The sequence below is a fragment of the Streptomyces sp. NPDC088387 genome (assembly GCF_044753385.1).
In the GTDB taxonomy this organism is placed as follows: domain Bacteria; phylum Actinomycetota; class Actinomycetes; order Streptomycetales; family Streptomycetaceae; genus Streptomyces.
Genome location: NZ_JBIVNC010000005.1, coordinates 375,501 through 391,386, shown reverse-complemented (window position 1 = coordinate 391,386; position 15,886 = coordinate 375,501). Strand labels below are relative to the sequence as shown.

At 72.4% G+C, this 15,886-nt stretch carries 17 protein-coding genes; 8 read left to right on the top strand and 9 right to left on the bottom strand.

Features of this window, described 5'->3' with window-relative positions; all coding sequences use genetic code 11:
- Window positions 1-9: 9 nt before the first annotated feature.
- The 5 genes from ACIQAC_RS16445 to ACIQAC_RS16425 form a co-directional block, all read right to left on the bottom strand.
- Complete coding sequence (locus ACIQAC_RS16445) at window positions 10-1,215, bottom strand: sulfate adenylyltransferase subunit 1 (RefSeq protein ID WP_402191421.1); 1,206 nt, start codon at window positions 1,213-1,215, stop codon at window positions 10-12.
- Window positions 1,216-1,217: 2 nt separating this feature from the next.
- Window positions 1,218-2,120, bottom strand: a complete 903-nt coding sequence (gene cysD, locus ACIQAC_RS16440) for a sulfate adenylyltransferase subunit CysD (protein ID WP_402191418.1) — start codon at window positions 2,118-2,120, stop codon at window positions 1,218-1,220.
- Window positions 2,117-2,668 carry an adenylyl-sulfate kinase gene (gene cysC, locus ACIQAC_RS16435; RefSeq protein ID WP_402191416.1) on the bottom strand — a complete coding sequence of 184 codons (552 nt, stop codon included), beginning with the start codon at window positions 2,666-2,668 and terminating at the stop codon, window positions 2,117-2,119. Before cysC ends, cysD begins: the two co-directional genes overlap by 4 nt.
- Before the next feature lie 175 nt (window positions 2,669-2,843).
- The gene (locus ACIQAC_RS16430) at window positions 2,844-3,656 is read right to left on the bottom strand and encodes a PaaX family transcriptional regulator C-terminal domain-containing protein (RefSeq protein ID WP_402191414.1); all 813 of its coding nucleotides are present in this window, start codon (window positions 3,654-3,656) and stop codon (window positions 2,844-2,846) included.
- 48 nt (window positions 3,657-3,704) lie between these two features.
- Complete coding sequence (locus tag ACIQAC_RS16425) at window positions 3,705-5,309, bottom strand: AMP-binding protein (protein ID WP_402191412.1); 1,605 nt, start codon at window positions 5,307-5,309, stop codon at window positions 3,705-3,707.
- 171 nt (window positions 5,310-5,480) lie between these two features.
- Between ACIQAC_RS16425 and ACIQAC_RS16420 the strand changes: the two genes are divergently transcribed.
- Window positions 5,481-6,650 carry an acyl-CoA dehydrogenase family protein gene (locus ACIQAC_RS16420; protein ID WP_402191410.1) on the top strand — a complete coding sequence of 390 codons (1,170 nt, stop codon included), beginning with the start codon at window positions 5,481-5,483 and terminating at the stop codon, window positions 6,648-6,650.
- Window positions 6,647-7,045 carry a RidA family protein gene (locus ACIQAC_RS16415; protein ID WP_402191408.1) on the top strand — a complete coding sequence of 133 codons (399 nt, stop codon included), beginning with the start codon at window positions 6,647-6,649 and terminating at the stop codon, window positions 7,043-7,045. The genes ACIQAC_RS16420 and ACIQAC_RS16415 overlap by 4 nt, the downstream gene beginning before the upstream one ends.
- A gap of 101 nt (window positions 7,046-7,146) precedes the next feature.
- Here ACIQAC_RS16415 and ACIQAC_RS16410 read toward each other — a convergent pair whose 3' ends face one another.
- A complete protein-coding gene (locus ACIQAC_RS16410) occupies window positions 7,147-7,341 on the bottom strand; it encodes a DUF5999 family protein (RefSeq protein WP_402191406.1) in 195 nt (64 codons plus the stop codon).
- Between the two features lie 254 nt (window positions 7,342-7,595).
- Here ACIQAC_RS16410 and ACIQAC_RS16405 point away from each other — a divergent pair, with 254 nt between their 5' ends.
- On the top strand, window positions 7,596-8,030 hold the full coding sequence (locus tag ACIQAC_RS16405) for a DUF6299 family protein (RefSeq protein WP_402191405.1): 435 nt from the start codon (window positions 7,596-7,598) through the stop codon (window positions 8,028-8,030).
- Window positions 8,031-8,330: 300 nt separating this feature from the next.
- A complete protein-coding gene (locus ACIQAC_RS16400) occupies window positions 8,331-8,486 on the top strand; it encodes a hypothetical protein (RefSeq protein ID WP_402191403.1) in 156 nt (51 codons plus the stop codon).
- A gap of 30 nt (window positions 8,487-8,516) precedes the next feature.
- On the opposite strand, the gene ACIQAC_RS16395 is transcribed toward ACIQAC_RS16400, so the two are convergent.
- On the bottom strand, window positions 8,517-9,185 hold the full coding sequence (locus ACIQAC_RS16395) for a TetR/AcrR family transcriptional regulator (protein WP_402191402.1): 669 nt from the start codon (window positions 9,183-9,185) through the stop codon (window positions 8,517-8,519).
- A gap of 82 nt (window positions 9,186-9,267) precedes the next feature.
- Window positions 9,268-10,314, bottom strand: coding sequence for an amidohydrolase family protein (locus tag ACIQAC_RS16390; protein WP_402191399.1), 1,047 nt, complete (start codon window positions 10,312-10,314; stop codon window positions 9,268-9,270).
- 211 nt (window positions 10,315-10,525) lie between these two features.
- Between ACIQAC_RS16390 and ACIQAC_RS16385 the strand changes: the two genes are divergently transcribed.
- The 4 genes from ACIQAC_RS16385 (at window position 10,526) to ACIQAC_RS16370 (ending at window position 15,379) form a co-directional block, all read left to right on the top strand.
- On the top strand, window positions 10,526-12,115 hold the full coding sequence (locus ACIQAC_RS16385) for a bifunctional 3-(3-hydroxy-phenyl)propionate/3-hydroxycinnamic acid hydroxylase (protein ID WP_402191397.1): 1,590 nt from the start codon (window positions 10,526-10,528) through the stop codon (window positions 12,113-12,115).
- Between the two features lie 272 nt (window positions 12,116-12,387).
- On the top strand, window positions 12,388-13,260 hold the full coding sequence (locus ACIQAC_RS16380; protein WP_402191394.1) for an alpha/beta fold hydrolase: 873 nt from the start codon (window positions 12,388-12,390) through the stop codon (window positions 13,258-13,260).
- Complete coding sequence (locus ACIQAC_RS16375; RefSeq protein ID WP_402191391.1) at window positions 13,257-14,264, top strand: VOC family protein; 1,008 nt, start codon at window positions 13,257-13,259, stop codon at window positions 14,262-14,264. The genes ACIQAC_RS16380 and ACIQAC_RS16375 overlap by 4 nt, the downstream gene beginning before the upstream one ends.
- Before the next feature lie 209 nt (window positions 14,265-14,473).
- Window positions 14,474-15,379, top strand: coding sequence for an ANTAR domain-containing protein (locus tag ACIQAC_RS16370; RefSeq protein ID WP_402191389.1), 906 nt, complete (start codon window positions 14,474-14,476; stop codon window positions 15,377-15,379).
- A gap of 67 nt (window positions 15,380-15,446) precedes the next feature.
- Here ACIQAC_RS16370 and ACIQAC_RS16365 read toward each other — a convergent pair whose 3' ends face one another.
- A complete protein-coding gene (locus ACIQAC_RS16365) occupies window positions 15,447-15,725 on the bottom strand; it encodes a DUF5133 domain-containing protein (RefSeq protein WP_402191387.1) in 279 nt (92 codons plus the stop codon).
- Window positions 15,726-15,886: the final 161 nt, after the last annotated feature.

Below are 15,886 nucleotides of genomic sequence, written 5' to 3'. Positions count from 1 at the left end.
CCTTCTGCCTCACAAGGAGGCGTTCCACGGTTCGACCATGCCCGCCGTGAGCGTCGACCCGTCCGCCGGGTCGATGAGGATGAACGATCCGGTGCGCCGGGACTGCGCGTAGGCGTCGAGCGCGAGCGGCTCGGCGGTGCGCAGGGTGATCCGGCCCAGTTCGTTCGCGGACAGGGTGCCGGTCGCCGCGAGGTCCGTCACCAGGGCCTTCACGGTCCTGGTGGTGTGCCGGACCAGGACGCGGTCGCCGGTCCGCAGCGGCCGGTCGGACAGATGGCAGACGGCCGCGCGGACGTCCCGTGTGAGCGTCGGTGCCCGCCCGCCGGTGGTGATCATGTCGCCGCGCGAGACGTCCCGTTCGTCGGCGAGGCGCAGGCTGAGGGACTGCGGGGCGTGTGCCGTGTCCCCGGGGCTGCCGAGCACGTCGATGGCGGCGATCTCGGAGGTCTCGCCGGACGGATGCAGGGTCACCCGGTCGCCGACCCGCAGCGAGCCGGCCACCAACTGGCCCGCGTAGTACCGCTCCTCGCCCTGCCGGATCACGTACTGGACGGGGAAGCGGGCGGGCGTGTCGCTCTGCCCGGTGCCGACGGGCACGTGCTCCAGGAACTCCAGCAGCGCCGGTCCCTCGTACCAGTCCATGTGTGCCGAGCGGTCCACCACGTTGTCACCGGCGAGCGCCGACACCGGGATCGGGGTGAAGCCCGGGAGGCCCAGTTCGGCCGCGTGGCCCGTGAAGTCCTCGACGATCCGGTCGAACACGGACCGCTCGTAGCCGACGAGGTCCATCTTGTTGACGGCGAGGACGACGTGGGGGACGCGCAGGAGGGCGGCGATGGCGGCGTGGCGGTGGGTCTGTCCAACGATGCCGTTGCGGGCGTCGACGAGGACGACGGTGAGTTCGGCGGTGGAGGCGCCGGTGACCATGTTGCGGGTGTACTGCACGTGGCCGGGGGTGTCGGCGAGAATGAACCGGCGCCTGGGGGTGGCGAAGTAGCGGTAGGCCACGTCGATGGTGATGCCCTGCTCGCGCTCGGCCCGCAGACCGTCCGTCAGCAGCGCCAGATCGGGTGCGGTCCCGCGCGAGGCCCTGGTCACGGCCTCCAGCTGGTCGGCGAGGACCGACTTGGAGTCGTGCAGCAGCCGGCCCACCAGCGTGGACTTGCCGTCGTCGACGGAGCCCGCGGTGGCGAACCTCAGTGTGTCGATGGTCATGACTAGAAGTACCCCTCGCGCTTGCGGTCTTCCATCGCGGCCTCGGAGAGCCTGTCGTCGGCGCGGGTGGCGCCCCGCTCGGTGAGCCGGGACGCGGCGATCTCGGTGATGACGGCGTCCAGCGTGGTCGCGTCGGAGTCGACGGCGCCGGTGCAGGACATGTCGCCCACGGTCCGGTAGCGGACCTGGCGTTTCTCGACGGTCTCCGACGCGTGGGGCCCGCCCCAGTCGCCCGCGGTCAGCCACATGCCACCGCGCCGGAAGACCTCGCGGTAGTGGGCGAAGTAGATGTCCGGGAGCTCGATGTGTTCGCGGGCGATGTACTGCCAGACGTCGAGTTCGGTCCAGTTGGAGAGGGGGAAGACGCGGACGTGTTCGCCGGGGGCGTGGCGGCCGTTGTAGAGGTTCCAGAGTTCGGGGCGCTGGCGGCGGGGGTCCCACTGGGAGAACTCGTCGCGCAGGGAGAAGACGCGTTCCTTGGCGCGGGCCTTCTCCTCGTCGCGGCGTCCGCCGCCGAAGACGGCGTCGAACTTCTCGTCCTGGATCTTCTCGGTGAGCGGCACGGTCTGGAGGGGGTTACGGGTGCCGTCGGGGCGTTCGCGCAGCACACCCCGGTCGATGTAGTCCTGTACGGAGGCCACATGGAGCCGCAGCCCATGTGCGGCCACCACACGGTCCCGGTAGTCCAGCACCTCGGGGAAGTTGTGCCCGGTGTCCACGTGCAGCAGCGGAAACGGCACACCGGCCGGGGAGAACGCCTTCAGCGCGAGATGCAGCATGACGATGGAGTCCTTGCCGCCGGAGAACAGGATCACCGGCCGCTCGAACTCACCCGCCACCTCACGGAAGATGTGCACCGCCTCGGACTCCAGCGTGTCCAGGTGGGAGAGGGTGAAGCCACTCATACGAGCCCCCTCCCGGTGAGCAGATCATGGACCAGGTCGGCGGACTCCCGGGGCGTCTGGTCCTGCGTCTTGAGGACGAGCGCGGGGTCGGCCGGCGGTTCGTACGGGTCGTCGACGCCCGTCAGCCCGGTCAGCCCGCCCGCGGCCTGTCTGGCGTACAGCCCCTTCACGTCCCGCTCGCCGCACACCTCCACCGGTGTGGCGACATGCACCTCGAAGTACGGGGTCGCGCTCGCCTCGTGCCGTCGGCGCACGGCGTCCCGGCTGTCGGCGTAGGGGGCGATGACGGGGACGACCGAGAGCACACCGTTGCGGGCGAGCACCTCCGAGACCAGGCCGATGCGCTGCACGTTGGTGTGCCGGTCCTCGCGCGAGAAGCCGAGGCCCGCGGAGAGGAACCGGCGGATCTCGTCGCCGTCGAGCACCTCCACCCGGTGGCCCTCGGCGGTGAGCCGGTCCCCGAGCAGCCGCGCGATGGTCGTCTTGCCCGCGCTCGGCAGTCCCGTGAGCCAGATGGTGGCTCCTTGCGCCCTGGCCGTGCTGGTCATCCGCAACAGTCCTCGTTTCCCGCCCGTCGTACGACCCGAGGGACGTTAGGCGGGAAACTTGAGAGGAGGGCCAGAGGAACCTGAGCGTTGCCTTAGGGGCGCGGGATGTGCCTGAGGTCACAGCACACTTGAGTGACTCCCGGGGTCTTTCCCGTGTGTGGCTGCGGAGTTCGTGTCACATCCCGGCGAACGCCGTCCCCGCGTCCCGCAGCCGCGCGTGCAGCCCACGGAACACGGCCGCCGAGCGCACGCCCGGCCAGTCCGCGGGGAGCAGCCGGGCGGGCAGGCCGGGGTCGGCGTAGGGCAGATGGCGCCAGGAGTCCAGGGCGAGCAGATAGTCGTGGTACGCCTCCTCGGCCGGGGTGTCCGGGCGTTTCTCCCAGGCGTGCAGCACGGGCGCGTGCCGGTCGAGGAACGCCTCGTGCTCCTTGGCGATCGCGGTCAGGTCCCACCAGCGGGCGGCGGCCTCGACGGTCGGTGCGAAGCCGAGGTGCTCGCCGCGGAAGAAGTCGACGTAGCTGTCGAGACGGAGGCGTTGCAGGGTGTGCCGGGTCTCCTCGTACAGGCGCGCGGGCGCGATCCACACGCCGGGGGCCGCCGTGCCGAAGCCGAGGCCGGACAGCCGGGAGCGCAGGACGTGCCGCTTCTGCCGCTCCGACTCCGGCACCGAGAACACCGCGAGCACCCAGCCCTCGTCCTCGTCCGGCGGCGACGCGTACACCCGGCGGTCGCCGTCCTCCAGCAACTGGCGGGCGTCCGGCGACAGTTCGTACCCGGCGGCGCCGCCGGCGGTGCGGGCGGGCAGCAGCAGCCCACGCCGTTTCAGCCGGGACACCGACGAGCGTACGGAGGGCGCGTCGACGCCGACCGCGGCGAGCAGCCGGATCAGTTCGGCCACGGGCACGGGGCCGGGGAAGTCACGGCCGTAGGCACCGTAGAGCGTGACGATCAGGGACCGAGGAGCATGCTGGTCGGACACGTTGATCATCTTAGGTCGTCGACATCGCTGCTGGTCACCTAGGTGTCCTTGTCCGGATCAGGGGTGGGCCCGGCTCTCCTCGCGGAGCCGGAACCGCTGGAGCTTCCCGGTCGCCGTGCGCGGCAGCGCGTCCAGGAAGACGATCTCGCGTGGACACTTGTACGGCGCCAGCTCCGCCTTGACGAAGGCGCGCAGCGCGTCGGCGTCCCGTCCGGCCCCCTCCGCCACCACCACGTGGGCGACCACGATCTGCCCGCGTTCCTCGTCGGCGCGGCCGACCACGGCCGCCTCGACGACGTCCGGGTGCCGCAGCAGCGCGTCCTCCACCTCGGGCCCGGCGATGTTGTACCCGGCCGAGATGATCATGTCGTCGGCGCGGGCCACGTACCGGAAGTAGCCGTCGGCGTCGCGGACATAGGTGTCGCCGGTGAGGTTCCAGCCGTCGCGGACGTACTCGCTCTGGCGGGGGTCGGCGAGATAGCGGCAGCCGACCGGGCCCTGCACGGCGAGCAGCCCCGGCGTGCCGTCGGGCACGGGTCTGCCGTCGGCGTCCTGCACCCGCGCCCGCCAGCCGGGCACCGGGATCCCGGTGGTGCCGGGCCGGATCGCCTCGTCCGCGGCGGAGACGAAGATGTGCAGCAGTTCGGTGGCGCCGATGCCGTTGATGATCCGCAGGCCGGTGCGCTCGTGCCAGGCGTGCCAGGTGGCCGCGGGCAGGTTCTCGCCGGCCGAGACACAGCGGCGCAACGAGGAGAGGTCGTGCCCCGCGGACCCGGCGAGCATCGCGCGGTACGCGGTCGGCGCGGTGAACAGCACCGAGACCCGGTGTTCGGCGATCGCCGGCAACAGCTGCCCGGGACCCGCCTGTTCGAGCAGCAGGGCGCTCGCGCCGGCCCGCATCGGGAAGACGACCAGGCCACCGAGGCCGAAGGTGAAGCCGAGCGGGGGGCTGCCGGTGAAGACGTCGTCCGCGCGGGGCCGCAGGACGTGCCGCGCGAAGGTGTCAGCGACGGCCAGCACGTCCCGGTGGAAGTGCATACAGCCCTTGGGACGCCCGGTGGTGCCGGAGGTGAACGCGATCAGCGCCACGTCGTCGGCCGCGGTGTCGAGGGCAGGATACGGAGTGTCCGGCGCCGGGAGCCGCAGCAGGTCGTCGGGGTCGTCACCGCCGTACGTCGTGATCCGCAGCCCGGGTATCCCGGCCTTGGCCAGATCGTCGCGGAAGCGGACGTCGCACAGGGCGTGCCGCACCTCGGCCATCTCGCAGACGGTGCCGAGTTCGTGCGGGCGCTGCCGGGCCAGTACGGTCACCGCGACCGCGCCCGCCGTCAGCACCGCCAGCCAGCACGCCGCCAGCCACGGGGTGGTGGGGCCGCGCAGCAGCACCCGGTTGCCGGGCACCACACCCAGCTCGCCGGTGAGCAGATGCGCGATCCGGTCGACCTGGGCGCTCAGTCGCGCATACGTCCACGAGGGGCCGTCCGGCGTGTGGAAGACCGGGGCGTCCGGCGCGCCGCCCGCCAGCAGCTCGGTGGCGCAGTTCAGCCGTTCGGGATAGTGCAGCTCCGGCAGGTCGAAGCGGAGCTCGGGCCATTGCTCGCGCGGCGGGAGATGGTCGCGCGCGAAGGTGTCGACGTGGGCGGAGCGGGTCGGACCGTCCATGGGTGGATCGCCCCCTTGCCTGGTACGGCCAGGGCCTGGATTGCGCATCCGGCTTGGCGGGCCCTGTGGCGGACCCACACCTGGAGCGTAACGTGTTAGTGACGACAGTCAATGGCGCGCGATACCGTCGGAGGGTGGCCACGACCCGGCCACGGGGAGAGAGGTCCGGCCGTGCCCGCATTCTCGCTCGACCCGGCACAGACCGCCTGGTGCGCCGAACTGCGCACCCTGGCCGCGGAGCGACTGCGCCCCCTCGCCGAGCGCGGCGAGCCGGGGCACGTCAACCGTCCGCTGCTCACCGAACTCGGCCGCCTCGGGCTCATCTCCCGTCTCTTCGACTCCGGCGCCCTCGACCTCTGCCTGATGCGCGAGTCCCTCGCCCGCGCCTGCACCGAGGCCGAGACGGCCCTCGCCCTCCAGGGCCTTGGCGCGCACCCCGTCCACGCCCACGGCACACCCGAACAGCGCGAGCGCTGGATTCCGGCGGTGAGCGACGGCTCCGCCGTGGCCGCCTTCGCACTCAGCGAGCCCGGCGCCGGATCCGACGCGGCGGCGCTCGCCCTCGCCGCCGAACCGGACGGGCCCGACGGCGACGGCGACGGCGGCGGCTGGCGGCTCACCGGCGAGAAGTGCTGGATCTCCAACGCCCCCGAGGCCGACTTCTATACCGTCTTCGCCCGCACCACCCCCGACGCCGGCGCCCGCGGAGTCACCGCCTTCCTGGTCCCAGCCGACCGCCCCGGCCTCACCGGCAGCCCCCTGGAGATGCTCTCCCCGCACCCCATCGGCGCCCTCCGCTTCGACGCCGTCCCGGTCACGCGCCAGGACGTCCTCGGCACACCCGACCAGGGGTTCCGGGTCGCGATGAGCACCCTCAACCTGTTCCGCCCCAGCGTCGGCGCCTTCGCCGTCGGCATGGCACAGGCCGCCCTTGACGCGACCCTCGCCCACACCACGGCCCGCGAGGCCTTCGGCGGCACACTCGCCGACCTCCAGACCGTCGCCCACCAGGTCGCCGAGATGTCCCTGCGCACGGAGGCGGCCCGCCTCATGGTCCACGCTGCGGCCACGGCCTACGACACGGGCGACCCCGATGTGCCCCGGCGCGCGGCGATGGCGAAACTGCTCGCCACCGAGACCGCGCAGTACGTCGTCGACGCCGCGGTCCAGCTGCACGGGGCGCGCGCCCTGCGGCGCGGGCATCCGCTGGAGCATCTGTACCGGGAGGTGCGGGCGCCGCGGATCTACGAGGGGGCCAGCGAGGTGCAACGGGGCATCATCGCCAAGGAGCTGTATGCGTCGTACCGCAAGGCCCGGGAATCCGACGAGGGAGCGCTGTGACCGCCGAACGAGTCAACCCGCCCGAGCTGTCCCCGCCGACCGGCTTCTCGCACGCCGTCGTCGCGACCGGGTCACGGCTGGTCTTCCTGGCGGGACAGACCGCGCTCGACGCGGAGGGCAAGGTGGTCGGCACCACGCTGACCGGTCAGTTCGAGCGGGCTCTGGCCAATCTCCTGGCCGCGCTGGCGGCGGCGGGCGGCACTCCGGCCGACCTGGCGCGGGTCACCGTCTACGCCACGGACGTCGCCGACTACCGCGAACACGCCGCCGAACTGGGCCGCACCTGGCGAAGACTGGCGGGCCGCCACTACCCGGCAATGGCAGTCGTGGAGATCACCCGCCTGTGGGACACAGAAGCCTTGGTGGAACTGGACGGCTTCGCGGTACTCCCATAACCGATGCAACGGGGCCTGCCCGCACGCAGACAGGGGCGCGGGGAACCGCGCGACCAGCCCACCACGACCCGCACCCGGCGTGATACCTGGGCAGGTGGCAGTCAGGCGGCCATTGCCAGGGGATTCACCGGCGCCCGGTGCGGGGCGACGACGCGACCGTCGGGCAGCAGCTCACCGGAATCGTCGAAGACGATCGTGCCGTCGCACAGCAGACTCCACCCCTGCTCAGGATGCGCACTCACAAGATGCGGCGCGACCGCGTCCGCCGACAGGCACGAGGGCTGGTGTGAACACATGGCGCACCTCCGGGTCCAGGGAACCGAACCCACGGATCCGTTTCCGTAAGTCCTCCGTCCCTATGAACAGACCATCCTCCCGCCGAGAACTCATCGGAACCGACGAGCGCCAGACGTGACAACACGCGGACAACACCCGGACGGTTCCACGACCGTAGACGCGGACTCGCCACCGATGGAGTGACGATCACGCCCACGACCCCGCCGGACCGCTACCTGTGGAAGCCCCGCAAACCCCTTCCCCAGGAGGCCCCATGTTCCCGCGCCCCGCCCTCGGCATCGCCGCCGCACTAGCCCTGGCCGCCGTCCCCGGCACCACCGCGGCCACGGCCACCGCCACAGCCGCCCCGCTGGAGACGGTGACCGTCGACCCCACCGGAAAGATCGCCACCGACGGCACGATCACCCTCACCGGCACCTACCGGTGCCTCGGCAGCGCCGGCCCCGTCTTCGTCAGCTCCACCGTCTCCCAGGCCGCCAAGAACGTCCGCCACGGCATCGGCGGCACCCGTGCCGTCTGCGACGGCGCCCTGCGCCGCTGGGCGAACACCGGCAAGCCCTCCACCACCCTGGAAGCGGGCGCGGCGAACGTCGAGGCCACCCTGATGGAACTCAACCCCCAGGGCGGTATCCCGCTGCCCCACTTCCACGCCCTGCGCACGCAGGACGTGACGCTGGTGAACGGCTGACACGACAGGCCCCGAGGGCCGGCCGGGGTCACGGTCCCCGGCCGGCCCTGGCCGTGCCCGCTCGCGGGGCCGACACTTCTCCGTAGCCCCCGCGTCCCCCGGCACCCCGCCGCCGCCCTGCTCAGCGGCCACCAGGTCGTGGCCGGTCTCCACCTCACTCTCGAAGGCGGTCACACCTTCCCCGAACCGGTCCGGGAGAACGGCCCGTTGACCGGCGCACGCGACGAACTCTCCGTACAGCACCGCTTCTACGCCCCCCCTCGGCTGGGTGCACGCCCGGCACACGGCGGAGACGATCCGATGACGGAGCGGGACCTCGCCCGCGGTTGCGGCGACAGCACACCCTCGCCGCGGACGGCAGCCGTCTCGCCGCCGGCCGCCACCCGGGACGACTCCCCGCCCCCACTCGGCGCCGGGGACCGCGTCCAGGCGGTGCTCACGGGCGAGCCGGGCTGACGGACCGACGGGTGGCATGCCCGGCGCCAGTCAGGTCCCGCCCCCGCTCACCTCGCGCTTCCCCTTCCCACTGCCGCCCGCCCTCCCCGCCATCCGGACCGCGGCGTCGTAGCAGAGCTGGGCGTGCAGTTCGAAGAGGGCCACGAGGTCCACGCTCTCGCCGGTGACCTCCCGGTGCACGAACAGACCGTCGGCGCCCGAGACGGCGTAGGTCGTGAGGGTCTGTACGTCGGGCTCGGCGAGGTCCGGGAACAGGGTGTTGATCGTCTCGCTGACGTGCCGGCGGGCGACGGACCGGGCGTTCATGTACACGGTCCGCCCGCGCGGCTCGGTGGGGCGGTGTTCCAGGGCGAGCATCAGGCCCAGGCGCAGGAAGTCGGGGTCGTCGACGAGGGCGCGTGCCACGTTCGCCACCATGGCCGAGACCCGCTCGCGGGGGCCGCCGGTCTCGGCGCCGGGCAGCTCGACCGCGGCCAGCCACGCGGCGGACGAGCGCTCGATGACCGCGGCGATCAGGTCGTCCTTGTCCTTGAAGTGCCAGTAGATCGAGCTGGCGGGCAGCCCGCAGCGGGCGCTCACCGCCGCGATCGACGTACCGTCGTAGCCGCGCTCGCCCGCGATGCGTGCCGCGGCGTCGAGGATGCGCTCCCGTGACTCCACGCCGTTCGCGCGCTGCTTGCGCTCGCTGGTCCCCGCCATGCCCGTACCTCTCCGACGCTCACCCTCAGTGGCGCCCACTGTAAGTGGAGCGGGCCCTACAGGAGCAGCGGGACCGGCGTCCTCAGTCCGTCCCGGGCTGGACCAGCCTGAAGAGCAGCCGGGCCGCGGTCCGCCGGGCCGAGTGGCGCAGGCCGGGCCGGGGAGCGGCGGCGGGGACCGTGGTGCGCAGGCGTGGGAAGAGGGCCTCGGCGTTGGCCCGGTCCACGGCGGGGACACCGGCCGCTTCGAGCCCGCTGAGGAAGTACTGGCCCGCCACGGCCGGCGCGAACGGCCAGTCGCTGCCGAACAGCACATGGCCGGGCCGCGCGAAGGCGAGCAGCGTGGGCAGCGCGGCGGGGCTGGAGGACAGCGCGGTGTCGAAGTGGAAGCCGCGGAAGTCGTCCAGCACGTCGAGGGGGCTGCGCCCGGTCTCACCGGCGATCGTGACGGCCATGCGGTGGGAGGCGTACGGCACGAAGCCGCCCGCGTGGCTGAGGACGAACCGGATGTCCGGGTAGGTGCGCACGATCTTGTTGCGTACGAGGAGGTAGGCGGCCCGGGTGGTGTCCAGGAGGAAGTCCGCGGCGAACGGCGGGATGTTCTCGACCGGCGGCGCCGGGAGTTCGGCCGGGTGGACGAAGACCACGGCGGCCCGGTCGTTCAGGGTCCGCCACAGCTCGTCCTGGCCGGCGGCGCCGAGGTACTCGCCCCGGTTGTTGGCGAGCAACGTGACTCCGTCGGCGCCCAGTCCGTCCAGCGCCCGGGCCGCCTCGGCCGCGGAGGCGGCGGCGTCGGGCATCGGCAGGGTGGCGAACCAGCCGAAGCGGCCCGGGTGTTGGGCCGGGAGCGCGGCGGAGAAGTCGTTGAGCCGCCGGGCCAGACCGGTGGCCTGGGCCGGCTCGGTGAGGAACGCGGTGCCGGGTGTGGACACGGACAGGATCGCCGTGGCCGTCTCCAGCAGGTCCATCACCTCCAGCGCGGCCTCGGGACTCCACTCGGGCACGGCCCGGCCGCCGGCTTCCGCCAGGCCCGAGCGGATCAGGAGGTCGCGGTAGAAGGGCGGTACGAGGTGCTGGTGCACGTCGATCCGCCGGGGTGTGCCGGGCCTCGTGGGTACGCCGGTCCTCACAGTTGCTCTCCCGTCATGTCCCGCTCCTCGCCGTCCGTCGGGTCGCCGGCCCTTGACCGGCCTCCGTCGCCGTGCTTACCGTAGCGACTGTTCCAATTGGAGTAAACGCTACAGCAAGAGCCGATGCAACAGAGCCGACGCAGCAGAGCCGATGCAGCAGAGCCGATGCAGCAGAGCCGATGCGACAGGCACGACAGTGAGGTGGTGCCCCGTGACCGGGACCAGCGCCGAGAAAAGCACCGACGCGTACGACGTGGCCGTCATCGGCTACGGGCCCACCGGGGTGACCGCCGCCAACCTGCTGGGCGCGACCGGCCTCAGGGTCGTGGTGGTCGAGCGCGATGCCGAGGTCTTCACCCGGGCGCGGGCGATCTCCACGGACGAGGAGGTCGTACGGATCTGGCAGCGCACCGGACTCGCCGAGCGGCTGAAGCGGGACATGCTCGCCGAACGGCCGCTGGACTTCGTGGACGCCAGGGGCCGGACCTTCGTCAGCGCCCGCCCGACCCCGCGCGGACACGGCCATCCGCCGCAGATGTTCCTCTACCAGCCCGCGCTGGAACGCGTCCTGCGCGAGGGCGTCGACCGCTACCCCAACGTGGAGGTGCTGCTACGGCACGAGTGCCTGCGGCTGCGCCAGGACGCCGACGGTGTGGAACTGACCCTGGTCAGCGCCGCCGACGACACCCTGCGTCGGATCCGCGCGGCCTACGTCGTCGCGGCCGACGGCGGCTCCAGCCTCACCCGGGCGCAGCTCAACGTGGGGTACGAGGGACGGACGTACGAGGACCGCTGGGTCGTCGTCGACACCGAGGTGCTCAAGCCCTGGCCGGACCACGACCGGCTGCGGTTCCGCTGCGACCCGGCCCGGCCCGCGGTCGACTGCCCGACACCGCTCGGCCACCACCGCTGGGAGTTCCCGGTCCTGCCGGGCGACGACGAGGAGCGACTGGTCACCGACGAGGCCGTGTACGCGCTGGTGTCCCGGTACGGCATCGGCCGGGACAGCGTCCGGATCCTGCGGGCCACGGTCTACAGCCACCACGTCCGCTTCGCGTCCCGCTTCCGGGTCGGCAGGGTCTTCCTCGCGGGCGACGCCGCGCACGCCATGCCGCCGTGGATCGGACAGGGCATGGCCGCCGGAGTACGGGACGCGGCGAACCTGTGCTGGAAGCTGGCGGCCGTGCTGCGCGGCGAGCTGCCGGACGCGGTGCTCGACAGCTACGAGGCCGAACGCAGGCCGCATGTCCGGGAGGTCACCCGGCGGGCCGTCACCGTCGGCCGGGTGATCACCGAGCGGCGCCCGCTGGTGACGGCACTGCGCGACACCGGGCTGCGCGCCCTGGACCGCGTCCCCGGCTTCAGCCGCCGGCTCCAGAACTCCCAGTGGATCCCCCGCGCCCACTACGCGACCGGCCTGCTCGCCACCGCCCGCGGCGGCGCCACCGGGCACCAGATACCGCAGCCGTTCGTGACCGGCCCGGACGGCATCCGCGTACCGCTGGACGACGCCCTTGGTGACCGCTGGCTCCTGCTGCACGCCGGGACCCCGACACCCCGCCACGCCTGGGACCGCCTCGGCGTCCCCTCCCTCACCGTCACCCCCGCCGGATCCCGTCCGGCCGTCGGCACCCTCGTGGACAGCGACGACGTACTGCTCCGCTGGTTCACCCACCACCACGCGGCCACGGTCGCCCTACGCCCGGACGCCTACGTCTACGCCGCAGCCCCCAAATCAACCCCCCTCCCACCCCCACCCCCCGCCCCCAACTCGTCGCCGGGTACCCCCAACCCCGAGTAGGGGCGCGGGGAACTACGCGACAAGCCACACCCCACCCGCACCCGAGGACCCCCGGCTAGACCCCCGCAACTACCCCCCGCCGGGGATGCCCAACCCCGAGCAGGGGCGCGGGGAACTGCGCGACCAGCCCCAACGGCCCCGCACCCGAAGACCCCCGGCTAGAGCTCCGCAACTGCCCCCCGCCGGGGACGCCAACGCCGAGTAGGGGCGCGGGGAACTGCGCGACCAGCCACACTCCACCCGCACCCGAAGAACCCCCCGTAAGGACCCCCATGCCCACCCACACAGACCTACCGCCCCTCCACGAATACCCCGTCACCGTCGCCGGCAAGGAAATCCACATTTCCGAGACCGGCGAAGGCCCACCCGTGCTGCTCCTGCACGGCGGCGGCCCCGGCGCATCGGGCGTCCCCAACTACACCCGCAACATCGCCCCACTGTCCCGCCACCACCGCGTCATCGTCCCCGACCTCCCCGGCTACGGCCGCAGCACCAAGGGCGTGGACCCCACCGACCCCTTCGGCCACCTGGCCCACCACATCCGCGGCGCGATGGACCAACTCGGCCTGCAAAAGGCATCGTTGATAGGAAACTCCTACGGCGGCGCCTGCGCCCTACGCCTGGCCCTGGACACCCCCGACCGCGTCGACCGCCTCGTCCTCATGGGCCCCGGAGGCATCGGCACCACCCGCACCCTGCCCACCCCGGGCCTCCGCAGCCTCCTCAACTACTACTCGGGCGAAGGCCCATCGAGGGCAAAACTGGAAGCGTTCATCCGCAGCCACCTCGTCTTCAACGCCGCCGACGTCCCCGACCACGTCATAGACGCCCGCTACGAGGCCAGCATCGACCCCGAGGTGATCGCCAACCCCCCGCTGCGCAGGCCCACGGGCCCGCACGCCCTGCGAACCCTGTGGCGGATGGACTTCACCCGGGACCCCCGCCTGGCCAGGCTGCCCGTGCCGACACTGGTCGTGTGGGGAGCAGCCGACCGCGTCAACCGGCCCAGCGGCGGCCGGATGCTGGCCGACAGGATGCCCGACTGCGACCTGTACCTGGTCGCCAACACCGGCCACTGGGTCCAGTTCGAGCGCGCCGAACTCTTCAACCGGCTGTGCGCCGACTTCCTGGCGGGCCGCCGATGAACGGCCCCCCGTCCGTCTTCGGCGCCGTCCACCTCGGCTACCTCGTCATCGAGACCAACCACCTCGCCGACTGGCGCCGCTTCGGCACCGACGCCATCGGCATGCACCGCGACGACCCCGACTCCGGCCTGACCCGGTTCCGCCTCGACGACCAGGAATGCCGCTTCCTGATCCGGCGCGGCCCCGCCGAGGACGTCGTCGCGGCGGGCTGGCACATCGACGACCACCCCACGTTCGAGCGAATCGAGGCCCGCGTCCGGGCCCACGGCGTCCCGGTGGCCGAGGGCACCGCGGAGGAGGCGGCCCTGCGCGGCGTCGAACGCCTGCTGCGCTTCCCCGGCCCCAAGGGCATCACGCAGGAGATCTACACCACCCCGCTGACCTCGCCCGAACCCCTGAGGATGCTCGCGTCCGGCTTCGTCACCGGAGACTCCGGCATGGGCCACATCGCCCTCACCTCCGCCCGACCCACCCTGATCCGGGGCTACTTCACCACCGTCTTCGACGCCCGCCTCACCGACTACATCGACGAGACCATCAGCGGCGCCAGACTCAGGATCCGCTTCCTGCGCGTCAACGAACGCCACCACTCCATAGCCGTCGCCGGCGTCCGCGGCCTGCCCGTCGACCCCGTCCGCACCCGCGTCCAGCACCTCAACATCCAGGCCGCCACCCTCGACGACATGGCCCGCAGCTACCAGCGGGTGCACGAACTCGGCTTCGACATGGCCCTGTCCGTCGGACAGCACACCAACGACAAGGAGCTGTCCTACTACGCCCGCACCCCCTCCGGCTTCGAGTGGGAGGTCGGCTGGAACCCGCTCGTCGTGGACGAGTCGACCTGGGAACCCAGCACCCACCAGGGCATCAGCGTCTGGGGTCACACCCCCATGGGCGCGTCGGTCATCGACAGGCTGGCCCAGTTCCGCAACAGCGCCCGCTCCCTCGCCCACCCGGAACAGACCGTCCCGGCCCTCAGCGGCCCCGGCATCCCGGACGACTGATCCCCGGCCGCCGCCCACGACCTCGGTCCGGCCGGGGGTGGGGAGTACCACGCACGTCACAGCGGTTAAAGTCACGGACGTGCTTGGGAAGTAGGCACGCGCGCGTGGATCGCCATGCCCTCGTCCGGAGCCCCGTGTTCCGGGGTGCGGTACGGGTTCGCCGGTCCACGCCGGTTCCGTGTGTCTGCATCCGAACAGTTGAGGTCGCCATGGCCAACGACGAACTCTCCCCGGCACCCCTGCCCCCCGCCGACGACTCCTCCACCGCCTCCACCGCCTCCACCGCCTCCTCCGTGGACGCCGCGGCCGAGGAGAGCCTGCGGGTGGAGAACCGCGAGCTCCAGGAGCGGGTGGCGGGTCTGGAGACCCAGATCCGGGCGCGCTCCCAGGTCGCGCTCGCCCAGGGCGTACTGATGGGCCGCTACCGGCTGGACGACCCCGCGGACGCGTTCGCCCTCATGCGGAACGTGTCGCAACGCTTCAACGTCAAGCTGCACCAGATCGCCGCCGTACTCACCGCGACCCCCGCCCCCGCGCCGGACGCGGCCGAGTGGTTCCCGTACCGCGCCCGCACCGCGGCCCCCTCCCTCAAGGCGCTGCGGGCGGGGCCGCTCGACGCGAAGAACCAGGGGCAGGTGCTGGGCGCGGCACTGAGACGGGTCCTGGAGGTGGCCGGCGCCGACGCCGGCAACGCCCAGCTCTCCGAAGGCGGGGCGCTGCGTATGGAGAAGCACCAGGGCCATCCCCGGGCGTTCACCGACTACTTCGCCTTCGTCGAGGGCGGTACGTCCTGCTCGCGCGCCGCCGAGGCGGTACGGCAGGTCACCGTGCGCGACATCGCCACCGCCGAGGTCTTCGACAGCGAGACCCGCCAGGTCATCCTCGACAGCGGCAGCCGCGGCTGCCACAGCGTGCCGCTGGTCGACCCGGACGGCGGCGTACGGGGCGTGATCTCCAGTCACCACACCCACCCGGTCACCGGCTTCACCCGCACCCAGCTCGCCGCCTTCGACCAGGTCCAGCGGACCACGGGGGAGTGGCTCCAGTGGTACGCCGGCACGGTGGTCCTCGACGCACTGGAACAACTCCACCGGACGGCACGGGACGAGTCCTGATCCGGGGAAGCCCTCCCCCTGCGCTCCTGACCCGGGAAGCCCTCTCCCCTAGGCGGGCAGCGCTCGCTTAGGCAGGCAGCGCCCGCTCCACCCGCCCCGCCCGGTCCCCGTGCTCCACCCGCTCCACACGGCCGACCCGGGCCGCAGGCTCCGCGACCCGCAACAGCGCGTCCGCCGCGGCGAGGGCCTCCGCGATCTCGGTGCGGGCGGTGAGCACACACAGCGTGTACGAGACGTCGTCGAGCCGGCGGACCGTGGCCGCGGTGGGCCCGCTCTCGTGCGCGATGCGCGCGTCGGCGTAGCGCGCGAGAAGCGTGCGGACAGCAGTGGCGGAAGGAGTGATCATGACTGCTCCAAGAGCCCAGGCCGCCGGTGAGGCGGAACAACCGGAATCAACATGTCTGCTGCCTGTGGTCCCAAGCAGTACCCGGATGCCCCCGAAAGCCGGACACAACACCTCCGTTCGGCGGGATGCGCCGCGAATGGCTGTGTAAGGTCTGTCCGCCA

Bases quoted from the DNA above. Each gene is read 5' to 3' on its own strand.
- ACIQAC_RS16375 (WP_402191391.1), top strand. From the start codon at position 13,257: ATGAACGGCCCCCCGTCCGTCTTCGGCGCCGTCCACCTCGGCTACCTC.
- ACIQAC_RS16430 (WP_402191414.1), bottom strand. From the start codon at position 3,656: ATGATCAACGTGTCCGACCAGCATGCTCCTCGGTCCCTGATCGTCACG.
- ACIQAC_RS16370 (WP_402191389.1), top strand. From the start codon at position 14,474: ATGGCCAACGACGAACTCTCCCCGGCACCCCTGCCCCCCGCCGACGAC.
- cysD (WP_402191418.1), bottom strand. From the start codon at position 2,120: ATGAGTGGCTTCACCCTCTCCCACCTGGACACGCTGGAGTCCGAGGCG.
- ACIQAC_RS16400 (WP_402191403.1), top strand. From the start codon at position 8,331: ATGACGGAGCGGGACCTCGCCCGCGGTTGCGGCGACAGCACACCCTCG.
- ACIQAC_RS16395 (WP_402191402.1), bottom strand. From the start codon at position 9,185: ATGGCGGGGACCAGCGAGCGCAAGCAGCGCGCGAACGGCGTGGAGTCA.
- ACIQAC_RS16425 (WP_402191412.1), bottom strand. From the start codon at position 5,309: ATGGACGGTCCGACCCGCTCCGCCCACGTCGACACCTTCGCGCGCGAC.
- ACIQAC_RS16405 (WP_402191405.1), top strand. From the start codon at position 7,596: ATGTTCCCGCGCCCCGCCCTCGGCATCGCCGCCGCACTAGCCCTGGCC.
- ACIQAC_RS16380 (WP_402191394.1), top strand. From the start codon at position 12,388: ATGCCCACCCACACAGACCTACCGCCCCTCCACGAATACCCCGTCACC.
- cysC (WP_402191416.1), bottom strand. From the start codon at position 2,668: ATGACCAGCACGGCCAGGGCGCAAGGAGCCACCATCTGGCTCACGGGA.
- ACIQAC_RS16365 (WP_402191387.1), bottom strand. From the start codon at position 15,725: ATGATCACTCCTTCCGCCACTGCTGTCCGCACGCTTCTCGCGCGCTAC.
- ACIQAC_RS16445 (WP_402191421.1), bottom strand. From the start codon at position 1,215: ATGACCATCGACACACTGAGGTTCGCCACCGCGGGCTCCGTCGACGAC.
- ACIQAC_RS16410 (WP_402191406.1), bottom strand. From the start codon at position 7,341: ATGTGTTCACACCAGCCCTCGTGCCTGTCGGCGGACGCGGTCGCGCCG.